At 66.0% G+C, this 19,742-nt stretch carries 14 protein-coding genes and 1 pseudogene; 7 read left to right on the forward strand and 8 right to left on the reverse strand.

Features of this window, described 5'->3' with window-relative positions; genetic code table 11:
- Position 1 precedes the first annotated feature (1 nt).
- Complete coding sequence (locus ACIQJT_RS34930; protein WP_402649768.1) at positions 2 to 3,877, forward strand: AAA domain-containing protein; 3,876 nt, start codon at positions 2 to 4, stop codon at positions 3,875 to 3,877.
- A 162-nt stretch (positions 3,878 to 4,039) separates the two neighbouring features.
- On the forward strand, positions 4,040 to 5,044 hold the full coding sequence (locus ACIQJT_RS34935; RefSeq protein ID WP_402649769.1) for a hypothetical protein: 1,005 nt from the start codon (positions 4,040 to 4,042) through the stop codon (positions 5,042 to 5,044).
- 339 nt (positions 5,045 to 5,383) lie between these two features.
- Here the strand turns inward: ACIQJT_RS34935 and ACIQJT_RS34940 are convergent, their stop codons facing one another.
- From ACIQJT_RS34940 to ACIQJT_RS34950, 3 genes are all read right to left on the reverse strand, one after another.
- Complete coding sequence (locus tag ACIQJT_RS34940; RefSeq protein WP_402649770.1) at positions 5,384 to 6,355, reverse strand: hypothetical protein; 972 nt, start codon at positions 6,353 to 6,355, stop codon at positions 5,384 to 5,386.
- A gap of 341 nt (positions 6,356 to 6,696) precedes the next feature.
- Positions 6,697 to 7,743, reverse strand: a complete 1,047-nt coding sequence (locus ACIQJT_RS34945; protein WP_402649771.1) for a hypothetical protein — start codon at positions 7,741 to 7,743, stop codon at positions 6,697 to 6,699.
- A gap of 441 nt (positions 7,744 to 8,184) precedes the next feature.
- The gene (locus ACIQJT_RS34950; RefSeq protein ID WP_402649772.1) at positions 8,185 to 8,412 is read right to left on the reverse strand and encodes a hypothetical protein; all 228 of its coding nucleotides are present in this window, start codon (positions 8,410 to 8,412) and stop codon (positions 8,185 to 8,187) included.
- Between the two features lie 352 nt (positions 8,413 to 8,764).
- On the opposite strand from ACIQJT_RS34950, the gene ACIQJT_RS34955 reads away from it, so the two are divergent.
- The gene (locus ACIQJT_RS34955) at positions 8,765 to 10,654 is read left to right on the forward strand and encodes a TerD family protein (protein ID WP_402649773.1); all 1,890 of its coding nucleotides are present in this window, start codon (positions 8,765 to 8,767) and stop codon (positions 10,652 to 10,654) included.
- Between the two features lie 14 nt (positions 10,655 to 10,668).
- Positions 10,669 to 11,039 (forward strand): annotated as a pseudogene (locus ACIQJT_RS34960) (IS5 family transposase); the annotation flags it as partial.
- An 80-nt stretch (positions 11,040 to 11,119) separates the two neighbouring features.
- On the opposite strand, the gene ACIQJT_RS34965 reads toward ACIQJT_RS34960, so the two are convergent.
- A complete protein-coding gene (locus ACIQJT_RS34965) occupies positions 11,120 to 11,587 on the reverse strand; it encodes an ATP-binding protein (RefSeq protein WP_402649774.1) in 468 nt (155 codons plus the stop codon).
- Between the two features lie 158 nt (positions 11,588 to 11,745).
- Here ACIQJT_RS34965 and ACIQJT_RS34970 point away from each other — a divergent pair, with 158 nt between their 5' ends.
- Positions 11,746 to 12,114, forward strand: coding sequence for an STAS domain-containing protein (locus ACIQJT_RS34970; RefSeq protein WP_402649775.1), 369 nt, complete (start codon positions 11,746 to 11,748; stop codon positions 12,112 to 12,114).
- Here the strand turns inward: ACIQJT_RS34970 and ACIQJT_RS34975 are convergent.
- Positions 12,092 to 12,460 (reverse strand): ANTAR domain-containing protein, encoded by a 369-nt coding sequence (locus tag ACIQJT_RS34975; RefSeq protein WP_402649776.1) that lies wholly within the window; start codon positions 12,458 to 12,460, stop codon positions 12,092 to 12,094. The two genes, ACIQJT_RS34970 and ACIQJT_RS34975, sit on opposite strands and share 23 nt — an antisense overlap.
- Before the next feature lie 588 nt (positions 12,461 to 13,048).
- Positions 13,049 to 13,345: a hypothetical protein gene (locus tag ACIQJT_RS34980; RefSeq protein ID WP_402649777.1), complete on the reverse strand. Its 297-nt coding sequence runs from the start codon at positions 13,343 to 13,345 to the stop codon at positions 13,049 to 13,051.
- A 404-nt stretch (positions 13,346 to 13,749) separates the two neighbouring features.
- On the opposite strand from ACIQJT_RS34980, the gene ACIQJT_RS34985 reads away from it, so the two are divergent.
- Entirely contained in the window at positions 13,750 to 14,682 is a 933-nt protein-coding gene (locus ACIQJT_RS34985; RefSeq protein WP_402649778.1) for a helix-turn-helix domain-containing protein, read from the forward strand.
- A 15-nt stretch (positions 14,683 to 14,697) separates the two neighbouring features.
- Here ACIQJT_RS34985 and ACIQJT_RS34990 read toward each other — a convergent pair whose 3' ends face one another.
- Positions 14,698 to 15,543, reverse strand: a complete 846-nt coding sequence (locus ACIQJT_RS34990; RefSeq protein WP_402649779.1) for an SAM-dependent methyltransferase — start codon at positions 15,541 to 15,543, stop codon at positions 14,698 to 14,700.
- A 235-nt stretch (positions 15,544 to 15,778) separates the two neighbouring features.
- Complete coding sequence (locus ACIQJT_RS34995) at positions 15,779 to 16,012, reverse strand: DUF397 domain-containing protein (RefSeq protein ID WP_402649780.1); 234 nt, start codon at positions 16,010 to 16,012, stop codon at positions 15,779 to 15,781.
- 1,970 nt (positions 16,013 to 17,982) lie between these two features.
- Here ACIQJT_RS34995 and ACIQJT_RS35000 point away from each other — a divergent pair.
- Entirely contained in the window at positions 17,983 to 19,728 is a 1,746-nt protein-coding gene (locus tag ACIQJT_RS35000; RefSeq protein ID WP_402649781.1) for a helix-turn-helix domain-containing protein, read from the forward strand.
- Positions 19,729 to 19,742 lie beyond the last annotated feature (14 nt).

A 19,742-nucleotide genomic window follows, 5' to 3' on the forward strand; every position in this document is an offset into this window, starting at 1 on the left:
GGTGCGAAACAACGACCGCTACGCCCTTCTGATCGGCGTCTCGGAGTACGACAGCGAGGACTATCACGACCTTCCGGCGGTACGTGCCGATCTGCACTACATGCAGGCCGTCCTGCAGAGCACGGAGATCGGCCAGTACAACGACTGCGAGATGGTGGCGGAACCGACGCGTGCGGAAATGCTGCACGCCATCGAGTCGTTCCTCGAAGAGCGCCAGCAAAGTGAGAGCGCCCTGCTGTACTTCAGCGGGCACGGGGAGTTCTGTGAGGCCGACAACCAGCTCTACTTCCTGACCCGCGACAGCGACCCTGCCGATCTTCCCCGTACGGCGGTGTCGGCGGAGTTTCTGGAGCAGACCCTCCAGTCCTGCCGCGCCGCATCCAAGATCGTGCTGCTTGACTGCTGTGCCAGCGGTTCGGTCGTCCAGGGCTGGCATGCCAAGGGCCGGGAGAGTTCGCCATCAGACGAGCCGGAACGCAGCACCCTGTTGCGCCCGACCGGCGTCTACTTCATCACCGCCTCGGACGCGCTACAAGCCGCCTCCGCCATGGCCCCCGAGGGATCGACGCTCGGTACCTCACGGTTCACCGGCGAAATCGTCGAAGGACTGCGGAACGGGCGGATCAAGGACAGCGGCTGGATATCGCCGGAGGATCTCTTCGAGTATCTGACCGCGCAGATGGTGCGCAAGGGTGTACCGGAGGAGCAACGCCCGACCAAGTCCACCATCCGCGCCACCCACACGCTGCACTTCGCCCGGTCCGTGGCCCGCCCGGTCCATCTTCCTGCTCCGCCCCATGAACCGCCCCCGACGTCTGCGGCTCACCTCAAGGCTCGTGAGCGGGCCGCGGCTGACCAGGAGAACGCCAACGACTGGCAGCGGCTGCTGCGCTATTACGCGCAGTGCCTGAGCGCCCAGGCCGCGGCGAGCATGCTGCCCGACCGGCAGGCGGGACGAAACTCGCAGTACTTCCTGGTGGATGGGGGACCCGAGACCGTTCAGTCCGGTCTGTGCCCGGCACTTCCGGCTCCCAGGAAACTGCCCGGTGCGCACAGCTCAGGCGGCACCACGGCGAAGAATGGCGCAGGGCGCGCTGCCGATCAGCACGAGTACTGGTATGGGTATCCCGCCGTCACGCTCCCCTTGCGCGGCGAGGGCGGCCGGCGCACGGACGTCGGGATCGCCCCGCTGCTGATTCAGCAAATGGAGTTGGCGCCGGACGAGAGCGGCCGAGCGGTGCTGCGCCCGAGCGGGGTTCCGTCCCTGCACACCAAGCTCGTGACCGAGCTTCTCTCCGAGGACGAGGCCGCCCAGTTGCTCGCCCGTTGGCAGCCCAATTGGCAACACGGCAACGACGCACAGATGATCAAAGCCGTACGGGAGTTACTCGACGTCCTGGGCCTTCCGGAGCTGGAACCGCTCGACGCCTCCAGTCTGAGCGGGGACTCGGTCAACGAGGCCCTGCGTCCCGGCGCGCACAACACCGCCGTGATCCTGGCCCCGTCGAGCGTGGAGCGGTTCGCCACCGACGGCATTGTGGAGAATCTCCTGGCCATCTCCACCCGCACGGACGAGATCCCAGGTACGGCACTTGACGCGCTGCTGAACGGCGGCGCCCCCGCCCCCACAGCGGATCCCGTTCTCGTCGTGTCGGCAGGGCCCTCCAACGAGAGCCAGGAGCAGGTGGTCATGTCGTCGATGACGCAGCCGCTGACCGTGGCCACCGGTCCCCCCGGAACGGGAAAGAGTGAGGTCGTCACCTCGGTGGTGGCCACCTGCGTCGCGGCAGGTGAGTCAGTGCTGGTGGCGTCGACCAACAACGAGGCGGTGAACGTCGTCGCCCAGCGCTGCGACGACATCGCTCCCGGCTTGCTGATGCGTACCGGCAACGTCGAGGCCCTGGTCAAGGAGGCCGAGAAGCTGGAGCAACTGCTGTCCGCGCCGCCGGCCCAGCCCCGGCGCAGCTCCGCCACCGTGGCAGGTGAACTGCGCAACCTGCGCTCGCGCGCCGCCGCCCTGCGCGACCAGGCCGGACGGCAGGTCGCGGGTGAGGTGCGGCTGGCCCAGGTGCTGTCGCAGCGCGCCGAGTTGGCCGGAAAGGTCGAGCTTCCGGTGCCGCTCCTGTCACGGCTGTGGCAATCCGACGACCACTCGGCGCCGGCGCGATGGGAAACGAGGGCCCGCCGGGCAGCAGCGGCGGGCGGCTGGTGGGGGCGCTGGCGCCGAACGCGCGCCATGAAGGCGTTCGTCGCAGCTGCCGGTAGCGACGCAGCGCTGCAACTGCCCCCATGGGTGGGGGAACGGCCCGTTGCCCCGGACCTCCTCGACGACCTGGCGAAACTGACCGGCCTGGAGAGCCAGGTGCGTGAACTCATGCCGGCTCAGCTCGCCTACGACGAGGAGACCCTGCGCCAGGCCCGCTCAAGCTGTGCGACGACGCGGGCCCAACTGTCGGCAGAGCTGTGCCAGGCCCTGTCGGCGGAGGTCCTCAATCGCGGGCGATCGCTGCTCGACCAGCGGCTTCAGACGCTGCGTCAGCGCAAAGGGACCCAGCGGAGCCAGCTGAACCTGCTGCGCCACCTGAAGGGGTGGGCGATTACCACCCATGCGGTGCGCCAGCTGAGGCCTGACCCGAAAATTTTCGACCTGGTCGTCATCGATGAGGCCAGCCAATGCTCCATCGCGGCGGTGCTGCCCCTGCTGTTCCGCGCCCGCAGGGCCCTGATCATCGGGGACCCGATGCAGCTGACCCACATTCCCGGCATCTCGCCGGAACAGGAACGTCAGGCCCGCGTCAGGGCGGGACTGAGTGCGGCCTGGCTGGAAGACCGACGGCTCGCTTACCACGTTCACTCCTCCTACCAGGCCGCCGCACAGAACGGCGAGAGCACACTGCTGCTCGACGAGCACTACCGCTGCCACCCGGAAATCGCCGACATCGTCAACGGCCACTGCTACTACGGCGCGCTGGAGATCATGACCGACGTGCGCCGGCAGGTATCCGCGGTCGATCTCATGGACACCGGGGAAGTGGCTCCCGTACTGGCCTGGGCGAATGTGCCCTCGGGCGAGTCGGCACGCGGCCCGGGAGGAAAGTCCTGGCGCAACCCGTCCGAGGCTGCCGCTGTCGTCGACATCGTGCGGGCACTGCTCCGCCGTCTGCCCGAGAGTGCAACCGTGGGCGTAGTGACACCGTTCCGCGCGCAGAAGGATGCCCTGGAGAGCATGATCGGCAGCGACCGGGTACGGGTGGGAACGGTGCACGCCTTCCAGGGCGGTCAGCGCGATGTGATGATCCTCAGCCCGGTGGCCACCGCCAACACCCCGCAACGAACCGCCCACTGGGTGGCGAGCCAGGTCAACCTCTGGAACGTCGCGATCACCCGCGCCAAATCCCAGTTGATCACGGTGGGCAACCATGGCTATTGGCAGCAGGAGACAGGGCTCCCGCATTTGCTGTCCTCACGCTCGCTCCTGTGGGACCAGACACGGGCGGCCGGTGTGCAGCCAACTCCTGTACCGGAGCCGCGCCTGTGGCAGGACCGGCACCGCAGAGATCTCACCGACGCCATGCAGCAGGTCCTCGCCTCGCGCGGTGTTGTCGAGCTGGAACGCGATGCGCTGGTCGGTGGACAGCGGATCGACCTGCTGATCACCGCGGCCGAAGGCAACACCGCGGTGGTCGTTGACACCGGCCCCGAGCCGGCCCGTGATGCGGCACGACATCTTCGGCTGGTACATGAACGAGCCGGCCTGCTCATCGGGCTGCCCTCTGGCGGTCGGGGTGCGAAGGCCGGTCCTGTCACGCGCGTGGTCCGTATTCCCGCCTGGCGCATCCTCGCCGGCCCGAACGCACTGGAGCCGCTGTTCGACTGATTGACCGATCGACCATCAGTGGTCGACCGGGACATCCGACGTGGGGAGGGCAGTCATGGCAAGCACTCCGAAGACTGAAGAGGTCCTGAACAGCCTCAGGCAGCAGGTATCCGTGTCGGTTCACTCGACGCGAGAGCTCGTGGGCCACTGCAGTCAGAGGAGTTGGGACACGCTTTCGCACTGACCGTCAGCGAACAGATCCTCGCCCGCCGCTACCCGGACCACAACGTCTCCTTCGTCCGCGCTGACACCGCGTTACGGGCCGGCTGGACGCTGACCAGCCGCGACAAAGCGAAAACCAAAACCGTCGGCTACCCCTACCGTCCGCAATTCTTCGCCGAGGTCTGGAAGCCGGGAGAGTCCTCGCGCGTCATCCCCATCGCATGCAAAGGCAACCACAGCGACCGGCAGAAGGCTTACGAACAGCTCGCCTCCGCAGCCGTCCACGCCGACGGAGTACACATCGGAGCCTGGAACGAAACCCCGGCCTTGCTGTTCAGCACGGAGATCTCCCTGACCGACCCTCTCACAGTCCACGCCCTGCACGCCGATGGCCCCGGCGGCTGGCTGCACATCCCCGAGGGCACCCCCGCCGCCAACATCGGCCTGGACCTACACGACAAGAACCCGGACATCGGCATCCTCAAACCAGGACATAGCAAGGAACCCGACTCCTCCGAACCCGGATGCCAAGTCGGCCCCAAAGACCCCGAGGAGTACGAGTGGTTCCAGCGCGTTCTGGCCCGTGTCGGAGCCGCTGGCCTGACGGCCTTCGCCGGGGATGGCGAATCCACCGCCGCGCTCCTCACCACACGCCAGGGCAGCGACTTCTTCCAGGGCTTCGCACACGCCGCCTCCGGCAGCATCCAGGACCTGCACTACACCCTGCTGGGCGAGAAATTCGAGGGCACGGACCATGTCTTTCGGCTCAACGGCAAACGAGTACAAGCGTTCTCCGGCGTCGCCGCCGACATCCTCGATGCCCTCATCACCAGGAAACAGCCCAAACGGCAGGCCGATATAGCCGCCTATCGGCAGCGGGTCCACGCGAGAAGGACCAAGAGACACGGGACATTCTGGGACCACACCTGGGGCGGCGTTGTCTCGATCAGCCGGGACGGCACGGTTCTTGCCATGCGTCAGATACCACCCTTCCGAGACGAGTAGCACTTATGTCGCATATAGCCCGGCGGCAAGTAACGCCGGAGCCAGGTCTCACGACGGGCGTCGGCCTGGCAGGGGGCCAACGCCCGTGAACCCGGTGCAAGATCTGATCTCATCGCAGCGAGAGGACCGCTCCGCAGGCTCTGCACGAGGGAATCCCGTGATAACCGCGTGCTCGACGGTCTGGCGGGCGTGAGCCTGCCAGGATCATGGTGCCATCAGGCAATGGACCTGGAACTAGAAGCGGATCAGTGCTCTGATCCGCGCCAGGGTCACCGCTGATCCTCCCCACCTGTGCTGGGCCCGCCTGAGCACCGCCTCCTGGACCCGCTCGGTGAACCGCTACGCCAACGTGTCTGTCCCGCCGGCGCACGACATCCGGATAAGGCGGAGCCTGGCGATCACGGAGCGATGCGTCGCGAAGTCCGATCTAGCAGCCCGCTGAGCCCGGTGCACATCCTCTTGCAACTCCCTGAACGCCGTCTGAGGCAGGACGAAGACCCCGGAGATGTTGAACCCGGTATCGATCTTGGTAAGCAGGATCCTGCGAAGGTCTCTCCAAGCACTCTCCACCGCGATCTGCTGCTCGGAATGCTTCTCCTCCGGAAGGACGCGCAGTCTCTCCAACTCGATGACCAACTTGTCCACATGGATTTCAAGGCTCGTGGAGAGCCGACGGACCCGAGCGAACACCTTCAGCGACGCAGCCACGCCTGCCAGGCTCAACGTGACCATGGTCCCGAACACGACAGTCCTGTACTCGCCGTGCTCCCTCAATCCCTCGAGCAGGAAGAACAGCCCCGCCATCCCGCACCAGATGACAGCGACCCGCACCGGCGCGGCTCGGCGCAGCCTTCCGCGAAGACGCTCGTAAGCGAAGCCCGACGGCTCGAAAGCGGACCCGTACAGGGAGTGGCACGTCCACACGAGGAGCAGAAGCATCGATGCCCGGCCACGATCCTGCGGACCCAACAGCAGGCAACAGAGGACAAACAAGGCGACCAGGCTCAGGTAACCGATCAACGGCACGGTCGTGATCCGCCGCTGCTCCTTCCGCGGCAGCGCCTCAAACCAAGGGCGCATCAACCATCCGGCAGCGACGCAAGCGACGCTCGCCAGCGCCAAGCAGATCACAGCGCCTCGTCCTGAGCCGATCGTCACCATGATCAACTGAAGTGCCACGAAAGGGAATGCGAGCGCATGCCCCACGGCGAACTGCCATGTCTCTGAATGCCCTCGCAGCCAGGACTCGAGAAGATCCTTCCACCGGCTCAGAAGTGCGCCCAGGCGCGAGTGCTGAACTGCTGCTGCCATACTGTCCCCCTGTAAAACGTCAAGCACTGGAGCCAGTCAACTCTACGAACTCCGCATGGTGGTCATGTCCCGCAGGGGAGACCGTTGGCGATGGGACGGCGTCTATATGGTGGATTCGCCGTATCTTCGCGTCGGAGGTACCTAGATCATTCTCAAGTCGACGGATTTCTCACACAACGCGGATCAGGTGGGCGCCCCGACATCGGATGACCGGCAGTGGCGCAGGTGGCTTCAGATCGGGGTGTCCAGGCGCTGGTGATACGCGGAGGCTGACGGATCGACCACCGAACGGCGACAGATTCGTGCGGCAATGGCAGCGCTGTGCCGTTCACGGTTCTCGGTCATTCCTCTTGGTTTGCCTCCGCGTTGGCACCATGGTGCCGCGGCATGACGCGGCCCAGCCACCGAGGGGCGGCACCGGCGCGCAGGAGATCTTCATAGGTATCGCGCGACCCGCACCACGTTCCCATGGCCCTGAAGCGGAGCTGGAGTGTGCCCGAGCTTCCTGCAGGGCCGCTGAGTTCGAGACGGCATTCACGGTCGTATCGAGGATCGGCCCAGGAGGCGTCGCATTGGCAGTGCCGCAGGTCCACGCTCAGCGGCATACCCCACCACGAGTGGATGAGGAGATCAACGAGGAGATCGTGGGGTGGCTGCACACCCGGGTCGTGGCGCAGCTCGAACTTCCAGTCGTCCCAGGTGACCCAGTACCGAGTGCAGTAGGCGGCGCCCACTTCGTGGAGGAGTCCTACCCGGCGGAGCAGGCCGCTGGAAAGCCAGGAAGAGCGTTCCGTCGCCAGGCACCACTTGGCATGCGCTGCGCGGAAGTCTCGTTCCTGCTCGGCGAACAAGGGATCGCCCCAGCAGGGCCGGTAGCCGGCATCCGTCAGCTCTCTGTGCCGTGTGTCGAGGAGTGTCTTCCAGTCGGTGTCGCCAGCGCTGGTGAGGATCAGGCTGGCGGAGGTGCCCACAAGAGTGAGATGGAGAGCAGTCCGGGTTGCCCGAAGTACTCGGATGCCCTGCACGCCGATGATCTCCGGGTCGTCTTCGGATCGCTCCGACGCTGGGAGTTCGACGGGGAGCAGGCCCTCGATCGCATGGGCGGCGAGCGTATGGCCGTGCCGTGTCGAGGAGGCGTCGAGCGTGAGGGTGAGGCTGCCCGTGGCGGGAAGAACCGATGTGATTCCCACGGGGTGCGCGAAGTAGTCGACGTCTCCCTTGAGGTGCTGGAAGACGAGGCCTTCAAGGAGTTGCTGGGCACCTTCGGCCGTTGGGATCGGCCGGTTTCCGGGTGCACGGTCCTGGAGCTGCCGGAGAGCCGCTTGGTGGCCAATCCCTGTGTACTGCTGGTAACGCCTGGCGTTGCGGTCGGCGTGTCCTCGGGGCATAGCTCTCTCCCTGGCGCATGGCTGCCAGCCGCCGACCCGGCGCGGCCAAGTGCAGGACGAGAGTGCGTGATCGAGATCTGTTGGTGCATCTCGAATGGAGCAAAGAACGACTCCTTCGTCCCGAGGCACCGCGGTCGGTCAGTGTCGGGAGGGGCCTTCCGAAAGGCCGAGTTCACCATGCACCAGGCGATATGGCGATGTCACGCTCTGCTGATACCTTGTCACCTGTTTGGTCTGTCGGCGGGCCAGCGGGTGCCAGGCCCTCACGGTCTGCCAGCACCTGTCCGCTGTACTCGCCGAGGAACTCGGCATAAGAACCGTCCCAAGCGCCTGCGCCAGTTGCACCAAGGCATTCTGCTGGCGGACCCCGCTCTCGGCCCGCTCCGCCCGCCTTCGGACGGGCTGCGACAGAATCCCGACCTAGCCGGCAGCCTCCCGGACTCACGGCGACTGCCAGCCGTCGGTGCCGGACGCCCGCCCGAGCAGGCCGAACGCGTGCGCCGCCGAGACCATCGTGACGTGATGGTGCCAGCCCCGGAACGACCCTCCCTCAAAGTGACGCAGGCCCGACAGCTCACTGAGACGCTTCAGGTCCTGGTCGGCCCGGGAGCACAGAGCCAGCAACTCCGGCAGTCGGAGGACCGGGTGCTCTCTGCATTGGTGACCCACGCCGACTCCACGCAATCGGGCTCCGCACCCAGCCCACCACGACCCTCCGCGTGCGATGCGCCAGGCTGGCGCTTCGCTGCCGGGCAGCATAGATGAGCTGCAGATGCCATTGCCGGTCGCCGGTCTCCGGAGTGCTACGCCGTCTAGCGCTTCCGCCAACTCGTCCTGGTCTGCCGCGGGCTGAGTGTGCAGCGCCCGACCGGCATAGCCGGGCGGACGGGCGTTGGTCTTGGTTCGCCGCCTTGAGGTCCGGGGACCGGCGCGCGTTCAGGCCATCGTCACTGGCTCCGGGAGCAGGGCAAAACGGCATACGGGTTGAAGCAGGGCCGCATATCGGATCATCCTTGCCACTATGAGTCTTGTCTCCGCCTCCTTCGACCTGCCCGTCACGGGCGACTACGCCGGTGATTGGGCCCTGGTGGACGTGGAGACCTCCGGGCTCATCGCGCGGCGGGACCGAGTGCTGGCCGTCGCAGTGATCACGATCGGACCGGACGGTGAGCAGACCGGCGAGTTCTCCACGCTCCTCGACCCGGGATGCGATCCGGGGCCAGTGGAGGTGCACGGGCTGACCGTCGAGCGGCTGCGGGGTGCGCCGACCTTCGACCAGGTTGCCGGTCGGATCGGGGCGATGCTCCAGGACCGGGTCCTGGTCGCCCACAACGCCCAGTTCGACTACGACTTCCTGGCCTACGAGTTCGCCCGCGCGCGGATGTGGCTGCCGGTGTCCCAGCGGCTGTGCACATTGGCTCTGAACCGGCAGGTTGACCCGCCGACCGACGACATGAAGCTGGGCACACTGGCCGCCCACTACGGCGTACCGCAGCAGCGCGCGCACGATGCACTGGACGACGCCCGGGTGCTTGCCGGGGTCTTGCGGGCTTCGCTGCGCGAAGCAGCGCGGCTCGATCTGCCGTTGCCGCTGGTGAGTTGCCCGCCACGGGCGGAATCGCAGTTCACGCCGAAGCCGCCCAAGACACCGTGCGCCTACCGCAATCCAGGGCGGATGGCCCCCGGCGGGCCGCTGCTGCAAGGGATGAAGATCGCGATAACCGGTGAGACCGCACACGCGCGGGCGGAGCTGGTCGGGCGGGCTGTCGCGGCCGGGCTCAACATGATGACCTCCGTGAGCCGGCACACCAGCGTGCTCGTCACCAACGAGCCGGCCTCGCAGTCCGCGAAGGCCCGACGTGCAGCCGCCGAGGGCGTGCCAGTCATCGACGAGCACGCGTTCCTGCGGCTGTTGGCCGACGTGCAGAACGGGACGGTGCATGAGGCGACGGTCGCTGCATCTCTGACCGCTCCGCCAACGGCAGTCCAGGCCACCGTGCCAGAATCCGCTGTTGCGTCCGTCCCGGAAGTGTCTGCCCTGACGCCGTCCTCCCCCGGCACAGCTGTCCCCGTCCCGCGCCAACCCGGCGAAGCGGACGGCATCTTGGGCGTGCCGCTGATGGGCCGCCGAGTGCTGGTGCTTGGCGGTGCTCACGCCGATGCCGCCGCAGCTCGTAGCCGCGTGGTCGAGTTGGGCGGGTCCGCAGCGGTCAACCTGTCCACGAGTGTCACCGACGTCGTCGTCCTCGTCGACGGCGACAAGGACCGTCGCATGAGCCGCATCACCGCTCTCGGCCTTGCCGTGCACGACGCGGACTGGCTCATGTTCCCGATTTCCACCAACCTGGACACTGCGGCCAGCAGACCGAAGGAACCGCACGTGCTGCCGCGGGGCGGAGTCATCGATTTGCCCATGACTGCCGGCCAACCGGCGCCCGAGTGGTACATCACAGCCACCTGGGCTCCGCAAGGCGACTGCGAGATCGACGTTGTCGCCTTCATCCTCGACGAGGACGAACAGGTCCTCTTCGACGAGGACTTTATCTTCTACGGCGCCCCGGAAAACCCCGCCGGGACTGTGCGGCTGCTGACCGGCGGACCCGCTGAACAAACCATCGCGCTTCATCTAGCATCCCTGCCGCCCGCGACGCAGAAGGTCGTCGTCGCCGCGGCCATCGACGGCCCCGCCACCTTCGGAGCAGTCGGCCCGATCCAGATCGGTGCGGCTCCCGGCACCAGCGGCTCTCCCCTCACCCGGGCCACCCTCGATGCCGCGACAACCGAACGCACCCTGCTACTGGCAGAGATCTACCGCAGAGGCCCCATCTGGCGCCTACGAGCCATCGGCCAGGGCTACGACCACGCACTCGACTCTCTCGCCCGGGGATACGGAGTCGACGTCGCCAACTAGGGTCAGAGCCGCTGATGCCGGCCGAGCCGGTCCGTGGGCGGCGGTGGGCCGACCACCGCCGCACGCTGGAGGCCATCGCGTGGAAGTACCGCACCTGCTCGCCCTGGCGCGACCTTCCGGACGAGCTCGGTTCGTTCCAGAGCGCTCACAAACGGCTGATCAGGTGGGCCGTGGACGGCACCTGGGAACGGATCCTCGCCGCAGTCCTGGCAGCGGCCGATGACAGCGACGACATCGGCTGGACGGTGTCAGTGGACTCCACGGTCGTCCGGGCCCACCAGCACGCCGCCGGAGCCCTCAAAAAGGGGCGGCCCACCCCGGCGAGCCCGCCGATCACGCACTCGGACGCTCACGCGGCGGACTGAGTACCAAAGTCCACCCCGCAACTACCTTGGCTTTCTTGGACTCGCCGCCGCCCTGTACTGCTACAAGCGACTCGTCCGACTCACCACGTATGACGCGGTCTTAGGCTGTCGGGTGTTCGGATAAGGCGATACGGGCGGTGATGCGTTTGCCGACCGGTTCCTGCTCGATGAACAGGCTTTCGGTGACGGCCTCGACGATCTCCAGTCCGCGCTGGCCGATCCTGCCGGGATCCGCCGCCCGGGCCGTCGGCACCAGGGGGTCGCTGTCCCACACCACGATCTCCACCGAGCGGGCCGTGACGCGCAGTTCCATCAGTACAGGGCCGGGAGCGTATTTGAGGGCGTTGGTGACCAGCTCACTGACGACGAGCTGGGTGAGGTCCCTTGCGCGGGAGGTCACCGGCAGGTGATGGCCGGCGTGGGCCTGGTCGAGGAATGCGGCGGCGTGGTGGCGGGCGTCGGCGATGCACCCGTCCTCTGCTTCCAGGGCGAAGCCAGCACGCAAGACCACTTCCTCTGCCTTCGCCTGTTCGGTACAGCCGTCGCCGGTATGGGATCCCACCGGCATCGCCTCCCTCCCCGGTCCCGGGCCGGTACCCGCCTGCCATCCGTGCAGTCTGCAAGGATGTGGTCCGGTACGGCCGCCCGGGTGTAGCCGGGCGGAGCGGTGGGGCAGACTCGGCACGCACCCCGAACCGGGGTACCGCCGAACACTGTCGAGGAGACGTGGCCGACATCGAGAACGCGGACCAGCCCAAGAGACTCTTCGTCGAGCATGCCGTGGTCGACGGGGTCCGGGTGGTGACCGTGCGCGGCGAGATCGATCACGACGTGCGGGAGGTCTTCCACAAGGCCTTGCAGTTCGAGGACGGGACGCCGGCACCCTGGCGGATCGTCGTGGACCTCAGCGGGGTGTCGTTCATGGACTCCAGTGGCATCAACACGTTCATCGCCTGCCACCGGCAGGTGAGCCAGATGCAGGGGTGGGTGCGGATCGCGAGTGCCCACCCGTTCGTCGTGCGGGTGCTTGCGCTGGTCGGTGTCGATGCCGTCATCGCCTGCTACCCCAGCGTCAAGCAGGCCCTACACGCCTAACCTGCCCTCTCCCGGTCGGTCCCGGTCCGTCCGGGGTGTCTTCCCTGCGGCGCTGCACGGCGGCGTCCAGCTCCTGCTGCACCGGTTCGGGAAGTGTGTGTCTCAGGGCCCAGGCGATCACCGCTTCAGCGACCGTATGCAGTTTGATGTTGGTGTGCTGGGAGACCTCGCGCAGTACCTCGAACCCGGCCGCCGGCAACAGCCGGTGGGTGGCGATGAGGACACCGATGGCCTGGTCGATCGTCGCGTGGGCGTCGACGGCGTGCCGCAACTGAGAGTTCTCCCGCACAAGACGCGCCTCCGCGTCATCCCCGTCGGTCGGTCGCTTGGCGCGGGACGTCGTCATCACCAGTCTCCATGCGCAATCTGGTCGCGCTTGTCGGGCTCGGCGTCCGGCCCATCCACCGGCCCTGCTTTCACGCTGGGGCGCATCTGCTGTCGGGACTCATTCCGCTTGTAAGTCGTCGTGTAGGAGGCCTGGTTCGTCTCCATGTCGAGCGCGGCTATGTAGTGGGCTCGTTGGGCAGCCGACAGACCGTCGTAGGCGGCACGGAACTATGCTTCTTCGGCTTCACGGCCGTGCGAGAGATCAGGCTCGTCGAACCAGCGCGTGGCACGGCGGTTGAGCGGTGTCGTGGCCAGCCGGAGGGCCTCTATGACATTTGACTTGCCGGGACGCCTACGAGCAAGGTGATGCCGGGCCGGAAATCGACCTGGACGTCGTAGCACGACCGGAAGTTCTTGACGTCGATCTGCCGCAGATACATCCCGGCTCTCGGCTCTTGCTGGCTCACCTATACGCCCCCGCCACCCCACGCATCCATTCAACACAAAAGGGCCATTAGCGCCGTGCATCGCGTAAGCAGCCCGTGTGCACTTTGGCACACGATGCACACAGCGAGAGGTACCGCCCAGTAACACACAGCGACCTAGGTCACGTTGCGTCGCCATCATGCAGCCTCGCAGTCAGTCGCAGGCTTGCTACGAGGCCTGGGACCGGGTCGCCGCTCACTCCAATAGCAACGACATCGATCCCGTCGAGGTAGGCGGTGAACATGATCCACATCCGGGGACCGGATCGCAGGACCCCGTCCCAACCACCCAACGCGGGCCAGGAGTCAGGAGCAACCAGGGCCGCAGCGATGAGCTCCATGACCTCCCGCTGGTCATCGTCGGACAGCGTCGCCAAGGCCTTCTCGACGTCAAACTCAAGGTTCACCGCATACGTCATCGCACACCCCCGTGTTCAGTCATCTCCTGGAGCTTGCACCGTACGGTTTGGCGGGAGAGCGCGTGATGCCTGTGGATAACTCAGAGCAGCGTGAGCACTACCGACGACACGCGTCCCGACGTGCCAGCAGCCATGCATTCGGCCGTTGGCCCAACGTGACACTCCCCAGGCAGGCTTCGGCCCCGTCTCGCTGGCGCCGTTCGACGTGAGTGTGGCTCGGCAGTGGCCCGTGACGCAGCACGTGTCTCGCGCTTACCACTAGCGGGTACGGTGCCGGGCGCACAATCCGGGCACACATACAAACGATTTTGGACTCTTTTCCGAATCTCCCGCCAGATCATGGCGGCTCGTGCACGATGAGCGCCGACAGCTTCACCCTCTGTTCATGGCGTCAAGGAGCAACAGTGGTCCAGCAGTTGGCGGGGGCCGGTGAACCGGGCGATAACGACAACTCCAAGGCCGGGCGCGGGTTGCGGTATCTGCGGGACGAACCGGCACCGTCCGCGCAGCGGATGGTGCTGGGCTACGCCTTGCGCAGGCAGCGCATGAGCCTTCGCCTCAAGCAGGAGGAGGTGGCCGGCCGCCTGGGGTGCTCCCCGTCGAAGGTGAGCCGTATCGAAGGGGGGCATCACCAGTTCAAGGAACGCGACCTGCTGCGGTTCTTTCACGTGTACGGCATCAATGACCCCTCGGAGCAGGCACTGCTGCTGGCTCTTGCCTCGGGAGCCAACGAGGCGACCTGGTGGCAGCCGTGGTCGTGGGTGGCACCCAAGTACGTGCAGGCCGTAGTGAGCTTCGAGGACCTGGCCCAGCGCATGAGGGCGTACGAGCCACTCCAGTTGCACGGCCTGCTGCAGACGTCGGCCTATTCCCGCGCGCTGATCGACCGGACCAGCAGCTCGTCCAGGGAGCGCGACGCGCTCGCCGAACTGCGCGAGGAACGCAAGGCGCGCTTCGCCAGCGCTCCGGCGAACAAGATGGGCATGTTCATCATCGACGAGGTCACGCTGCGACGGCCGGTAGGGTCCCCGGAGATCATGCGGGAGCAGTTGGAGTACCTGCTCGCCTTGTCAGACAATCCGCGCTATCAGTTCCGTCTTGCCGAGTTGGGCCGTTACAACCTGCCGGTGGATCTGGGGCCGACGACGATCTTCGACTTCGCCGGAATGCTGCCCACCATCATCTACGCGGAAGGGTTCGACGGCGGCCTGATCGTCCAGGATGACCAGGCGGTCGACCGGCGGACGAAGGCTTTTGACGCTCTGCTGGTGGCCTCGCTGGCGCCCCGCCCTACGTTTCGCAAGATCAGCGACCTGTTGCGCTATTACCGCCGTTGATCCCCCGCTGTGCGGTCAGGGTTTGCGGGCGACCCCGGCGTAGAGGGAGACCTGTGCGTCACTGACCAGGCTGGGCCCGCTGCCTTGTTCCGGCCGCCAGTGATGTGCGACGACCAGGCCCGGCTCGATCAGGTCCAGACCGTCGAAGAACCGCAAGACCTCCGCCCGGCTGCGTACCTGGGCGGGGGTCCCCCGCTTGGTGTAGGTGTCGACGATGGCCTGCCAGGGTTCCGGTGCGAAGTCCCCGGTGGCGTGCGACAGGCTGAGATAGGAGCCTGGGGCGAGTTCCTGGAGGAAGCGGCTGACCACGCGGTAGGGCTCATCGTCTCCGGTGAAGAAGTGCAGCAGGGCGTGCAGACTCAAGGCGACCGGCTGTTCGAAGTCGATGAGGCGCTGGCGCTTGACTGCGGCGATGACGTCGGCCGGCTGGGAGGCATCCGCCTGGACGTAGGAGGTGGCCCCCTGGGGAGAGGTATCGAGGAGCGCGTCGGCGTAGACGAGCACAATCGGGTCCTTGTCGACGTAGGCCACCCTGCACTGCGGCACCACGGCCTGAACGATCTCGTGCAGGTTGGGCGAAGTGGGGATGCCCGTGCCCACGTCCACGAACTGACGTACGCCCTGCTCGGCGAGTGTGCGCATTGCGCGGTGCATGAAGGCTCGGTTGGCCTGGGCGGCAGTCTGGATCGCCGGGAACAGGCCGATGACGGTCTCAGCCGCGGCCCGGTCGACGGCGTAATTGGTTTTGCCGCCGAGGTAGTAGTCGTACATCCGTGCGCTGTGCGGTCTGTCCTGCCCTAAGTCCGACTCTCTTACCTGTCGGTGTTCGGACTGCTCCTCCGCCATGGCCCTCCCAGGCATCCGGTCCTGTCCGCCCATGTCAGGGGCGGAATGCACTTGCATTGTGCCCTTATCACCGGCTGGTTACTGCGAATGTTTGGCACTGAGTGACTTGTTGAGCTTGCGGTCGCTTCCTTGCCCGGCGTTGTCGCCGGAAGCGGTCGTTCCGGTGACAACGCCGCCGGGCCGACCACGACACAGCAACCTGTCTTTGCACGTGCATACCGCGGTTGGCGCCGTACCGCGCTCGCCCCCCCTACAGGTGACCGTCGGCCACCGCGGAGGCGAAGGCGCGCGCCGAGGGCCTGGACACTGCAACCACGGGCCCGGCGGGCACCTTCGAGTCACGGAACCAGACCTGGCCGCCGACCGGCTCGGCAATCTCTAGGCACGCTCCTTGTGGATTGCTGTGCGAACTCTTCCGCCAGCGGACCTGAGGCTGCCTGCCACTGCCAGCATGACGACTGTGCACACACGTCGGTTTCCCCACCGGACGACCTCCTGCGGTGAACGAACACCCCGTTGCCCGAATGCAATTGCATTTCGGGCCGACGTTAGGAGAATCACCGCCCTCCCGTCAGATATGCACGCTTGGGGCAACAATGTCTTGATTCGGCCGCTGTGCTGCCTGCAAATGCGCGGGCGGCTCCGGCGCGCTCATGGCTCTGCCCAGTCGGCCGACGGCTGCAGCCTCACCGCGCCGGTCAGCGTCGAACACAGTTAGATGCGCCACATAGTGCTCGTCGCACGAGCTTCTCACCAGCGCAAACGAGGTGGGGGCCCAGTATGGGCAGCTCCGTTCGACCGAACACTCCGTACCTGTCCGCGACAGGGGAAGGCGGTTCCGCGCCGGCCGGAAGGGTCTCAACTCGCACTCTGGGCCGGTGAACTGCCAGATGATCTGCCGCGTTTCTCTTACCGTCGTTCGCGTTCAGCCACAGGGCTGGGCGGCACTGGGTCCCGCCAGCAGTGATCTGGCGAGCCTCCGCCGGACCTGTGTCCACGACCTGCCCCGGAGAGCACGATGGCCTCATCCTCCTGCGCGCGGCGCTCGCACTACTCCCGTCCTCCCGCCACGCGCTGGGCCTCGGGCGAAGGCCCGCATCCCTTCCGTGACTGCTGTCCGGTCGCTGGCCCTGCATCTGCATGGCCCGCGGGTGCCGGTACTCGGTGGCATGACGCTGCGGATCGGTGTTCGGCGAGCAGCGGGCGACGCTTATCTTCTCGTCTGCTCTTCGAACGCCAGCCGGCGCAACGAGTGCCGTCACGGCTGGACCGCGGCCTCGCCAATTCCTCCGTCCCATCGCAACCCGGTGAAGTGCTGGCAGCCAAATGGAAGTAGTTTTCGATCCCATGACTTGCCTACCGGATCGAATCTGATCGCCTTCTTCACTTTTCAGATCGATCAGTGACGAGGCGGGAACAGGCAGCGGCAGCACAGCAACGTCAGGACCGGAGCAAGAGGAAAGCCGCCGGGAAAGGTGATCTGCGCAGAGGGCATCCGCATACAACACCCCTCAAGGGACACTCAGCCGCCCCTATGCCGTGTTCGACCGGGGATGCTCCGTGCACGTAAGCCAGCTCGACACCAAGTGGCGCCGCCCTCATACGCGATGGGAACCGCTCAGGAGGAGTACAAGACGGATCCGTGACCACGCAAGATCGGCCCTTGCCCGGGCCATGCCATTTCCGCGAGTCACAACCCGGTTCAAGATTCGACTACCACTGCTCGTTTTACGCTTCCGAGCAACGAAAGTACCTGCCCAGTATCCGGATTAAGCCCAGCGGAAGTGGCCGATATCACAGACCCCCCAGCGCGCGGCAAGGCCTGCTTCACCACCCGGGCGCAGGGGCCCGTGCACTTGAGCAGGGCCGCAAAATCCGGTTCCCAAGGGGAAGTTGAGGCACATTTTCCGTTCGGATGGGGCTGAGAGCGCAGTGGCTTTCGACAGGTAGTGTTATGACCGCCTTCCCGGCCGGCTGAGCGCTCCCGCAGCGCACACGCTGAGTGGCTGATCGCGAGCGCGCTCAACCGGCCGAGAAGGGAGGAAGAAGACCCGATGGTGCCCGCAACACTGGGTCCAGGGGATCCAGAAGACGGCAACCAGTGCCTCGCGCTGGGGGTACACCCCCGGTTCCCGTAAGCCGACGGCAATCGGCCCACAGGTTCCCTTCCCTCACCGGGGAGGAGCGCCAGACACAACCGTCATCATCCTCGGCCCCGCATCCTCGCTCACCGCAAATGACTTGGATGCGGGGCCCGTTACAGTCGAACGACGGCATCGGGTCCTCGCCAAGCGGTCTCCACACTGGATCCAACGCGCTGCCACTACAGCATCGCCCTGCACCCTTAAATGACATACCACCAGGTCAATGCCCCGTATGGAAAGCTAAGTTCCCGCCTACGGGGGGCTCCTCGCATCTCTAGTATGAGTATCGGAGCATTGGGAGGGAGTGTCGATGGCCCGAGGGCTCGCGACAGGGTTCGACGGTGAACGCTTGCGAACGGCACGGTCGGCGGTCCACTTGAGCCTTGCCGCCCTGGCGGCTCGCATCGGAGCGTCCAAGGAGGAGATCCTCCTCTATGAGTCCGGCAGACGCCGACCCGAGGCTCCGCGGATCAGAACTCTCGCCGAGGCACTCGGCGTCGCTCCCCTCGACTTGGCTGATCCGAAGACCAAAGAGCAGTGGACCTTGGCGGATCTGCGCCGTCTCAACGGCTACCGCCTCCAGGACCTGAGCAAGGCCGTTGGGCTGTCTGTGCGCTCGTACGGTCGCGTCGAACGCGAAGGCCTGTTTCCCCTGCAAGGCTACGGGCTCCTTGCCGAGTTGGCTGACAGACTCGGCGTGTCTGCCCCGGAGGTCGAGCATGCCATCAACCAGTCGCCCAAAGTGAAGGAACGGCTTGCTGCAGCAGCGCCGGTACTTCAGTCACTTATCCACTGCTACACGCGCCGTGGCCACGTGGGAATTCCGTCGACGGAGGATGGCGAAGTGAAGGATCTCGCCGCTCTCTGGAACCGACCGGCCACCACTATCGCCGTAATCGCCGGACAGGAGATCGACACTCTACGCGCTTTACTGCGTCGCCGGGCATCTCTCCAGGCAACGGCCGACTTCTCTTCAAACGCCAATGAACAAAGCGAAGCAATTATCGGAATACAGGCTCATACAGAGCGCGTCCAGCAGGTCGTCTCGACGCTTCCACAGCGAATGGATTCCTTCTTCCGCTGCACATTGACCGCTGAGCACTGGCGCGCATTATCCCACCTGAACTCAGTTGCAGAAACTCTCGGAGTGCCCCTGAGCGCTGCTCAACTCACCACCTCCGCCAAGACCCTCGCAACCATACCCGGGAATCTGGTCGACACCTTCCGCGCGGGGTCCACTGAGGACGTCGTTCAGTACGCAATTTCCGAGGAAGGCGTAAAGCACCAGCTCCAGTTCGGGGCCTGGTACGACGCGCTCTACCCGCGTACTCGTTCCCACCTGCAGCTTCGAAGCGTCACCTCAAATGGACACCTGCCACTGGTAGAACTTCAGCGGCGTTTCGCCGAGATCGACACGGTCCTGCTGAGCTTTGACGGGCTGTTGTGCCGGCTCTTCACCACGAATCGGAGTTCAGTCACTCATGAACTCACCCATGCGGCCAACAGTCTTCATCTTCCCCTCGACAGCCAGTCCACGACCGATCCGGTAGGCATGCTGCGCGCTTCAGTTCGCCACGGGACGTCCTCCACACTGCGGCGACTGGACCATCTGCTCACCTCACTGGAGGTGGAGGCGGCACGTCAAGCCGAGCCGCTGCCCGGTGTCACCCAGTTCCTGCGCATCGTTTCCGAGCGCGATTGGGCCGCGGCAGTCGTCACCGACCATGCGGCCGACGCAGTGGAGACATTTCTTGCCGACCTCAACTTTTCCATCACGCCCCATCGTCTGGGCGTCTTTGGCCGCCCGGTGGATCCCCGCAGGATGAAACCGCATCCGCACCTGGTGTCGTTGGCCACTGCCACGCTGCAGGCCAACCGCACACGGACTGTCCTCCTCGGAGAGTCGGTGGCAGACTTTCTGGCGGCCCGCGCCGCAGGGGTGGAGTTCATAGGGGTTGCCTCCTCTCCCCGTCAGCTCCGCCTGCTGCGGCAAGCGGGGGTGACAGGCACAGTCAGCAGCATCCAAAGCCTCACCAGGGCCCTGACCGGGCTTTAACCGCCATCTCGACG

Source organism: Streptomyces sp. NPDC091972 (genome assembly GCF_044756385.1).
In the GTDB taxonomy this organism is placed as follows: Bacteria; Actinomycetota; Actinomycetes; order Streptomycetales; family Streptomycetaceae; genus Streptomyces.

Coding starts and splice junctions, on each gene's coding strand:
- ACIQJT_RS34940 (WP_402649770.1), bottom strand. CDS start 6,355: ATGGCAGCAGCAGTTCAGCACTCGCGCCTGGGCGCACTTCTGAGCCGG.
- ACIQJT_RS34945 (WP_402649771.1), bottom strand. CDS start 7,743: ATGCCCCGAGGACACGCCGACCGCAACGCCAGGCGTTACCAGCAGTAC.
- ACIQJT_RS34955 (WP_402649773.1), top strand. CDS start 8,765: ATGAGTCTTGTCTCCGCCTCCTTCGACCTGCCCGTCACGGGCGACTAC.
- ACIQJT_RS34965 (WP_402649774.1), bottom strand. CDS start 11,587: ATGCCGGTGGGATCCCATACCGGCGACGGCTGTACCGAACAGGCGAAG.
- ACIQJT_RS34975 (WP_402649776.1), bottom strand. CDS start 12,460: ATGACGACGTCCCGCGCCAAGCGACCGACCGACGGGGATGACGCGGAG.
- ACIQJT_RS34980 (WP_402649777.1), bottom strand. CDS start 13,345: ATGACGTATGCGGTGAACCTTGAGTTTGACGTCGAGAAGGCCTTGGCG.
- ACIQJT_RS34990 (WP_402649779.1), bottom strand. CDS start 15,543: ATGCCTGGGAGGGCCATGGCGGAGGAGCAGTCCGAACACCGACAGGTA.
- ACIQJT_RS35000 (WP_402649781.1), top strand. CDS start 17,983: ATGGCCCGAGGGCTCGCGACAGGGTTCGACGGTGAACGCTTGCGAACG.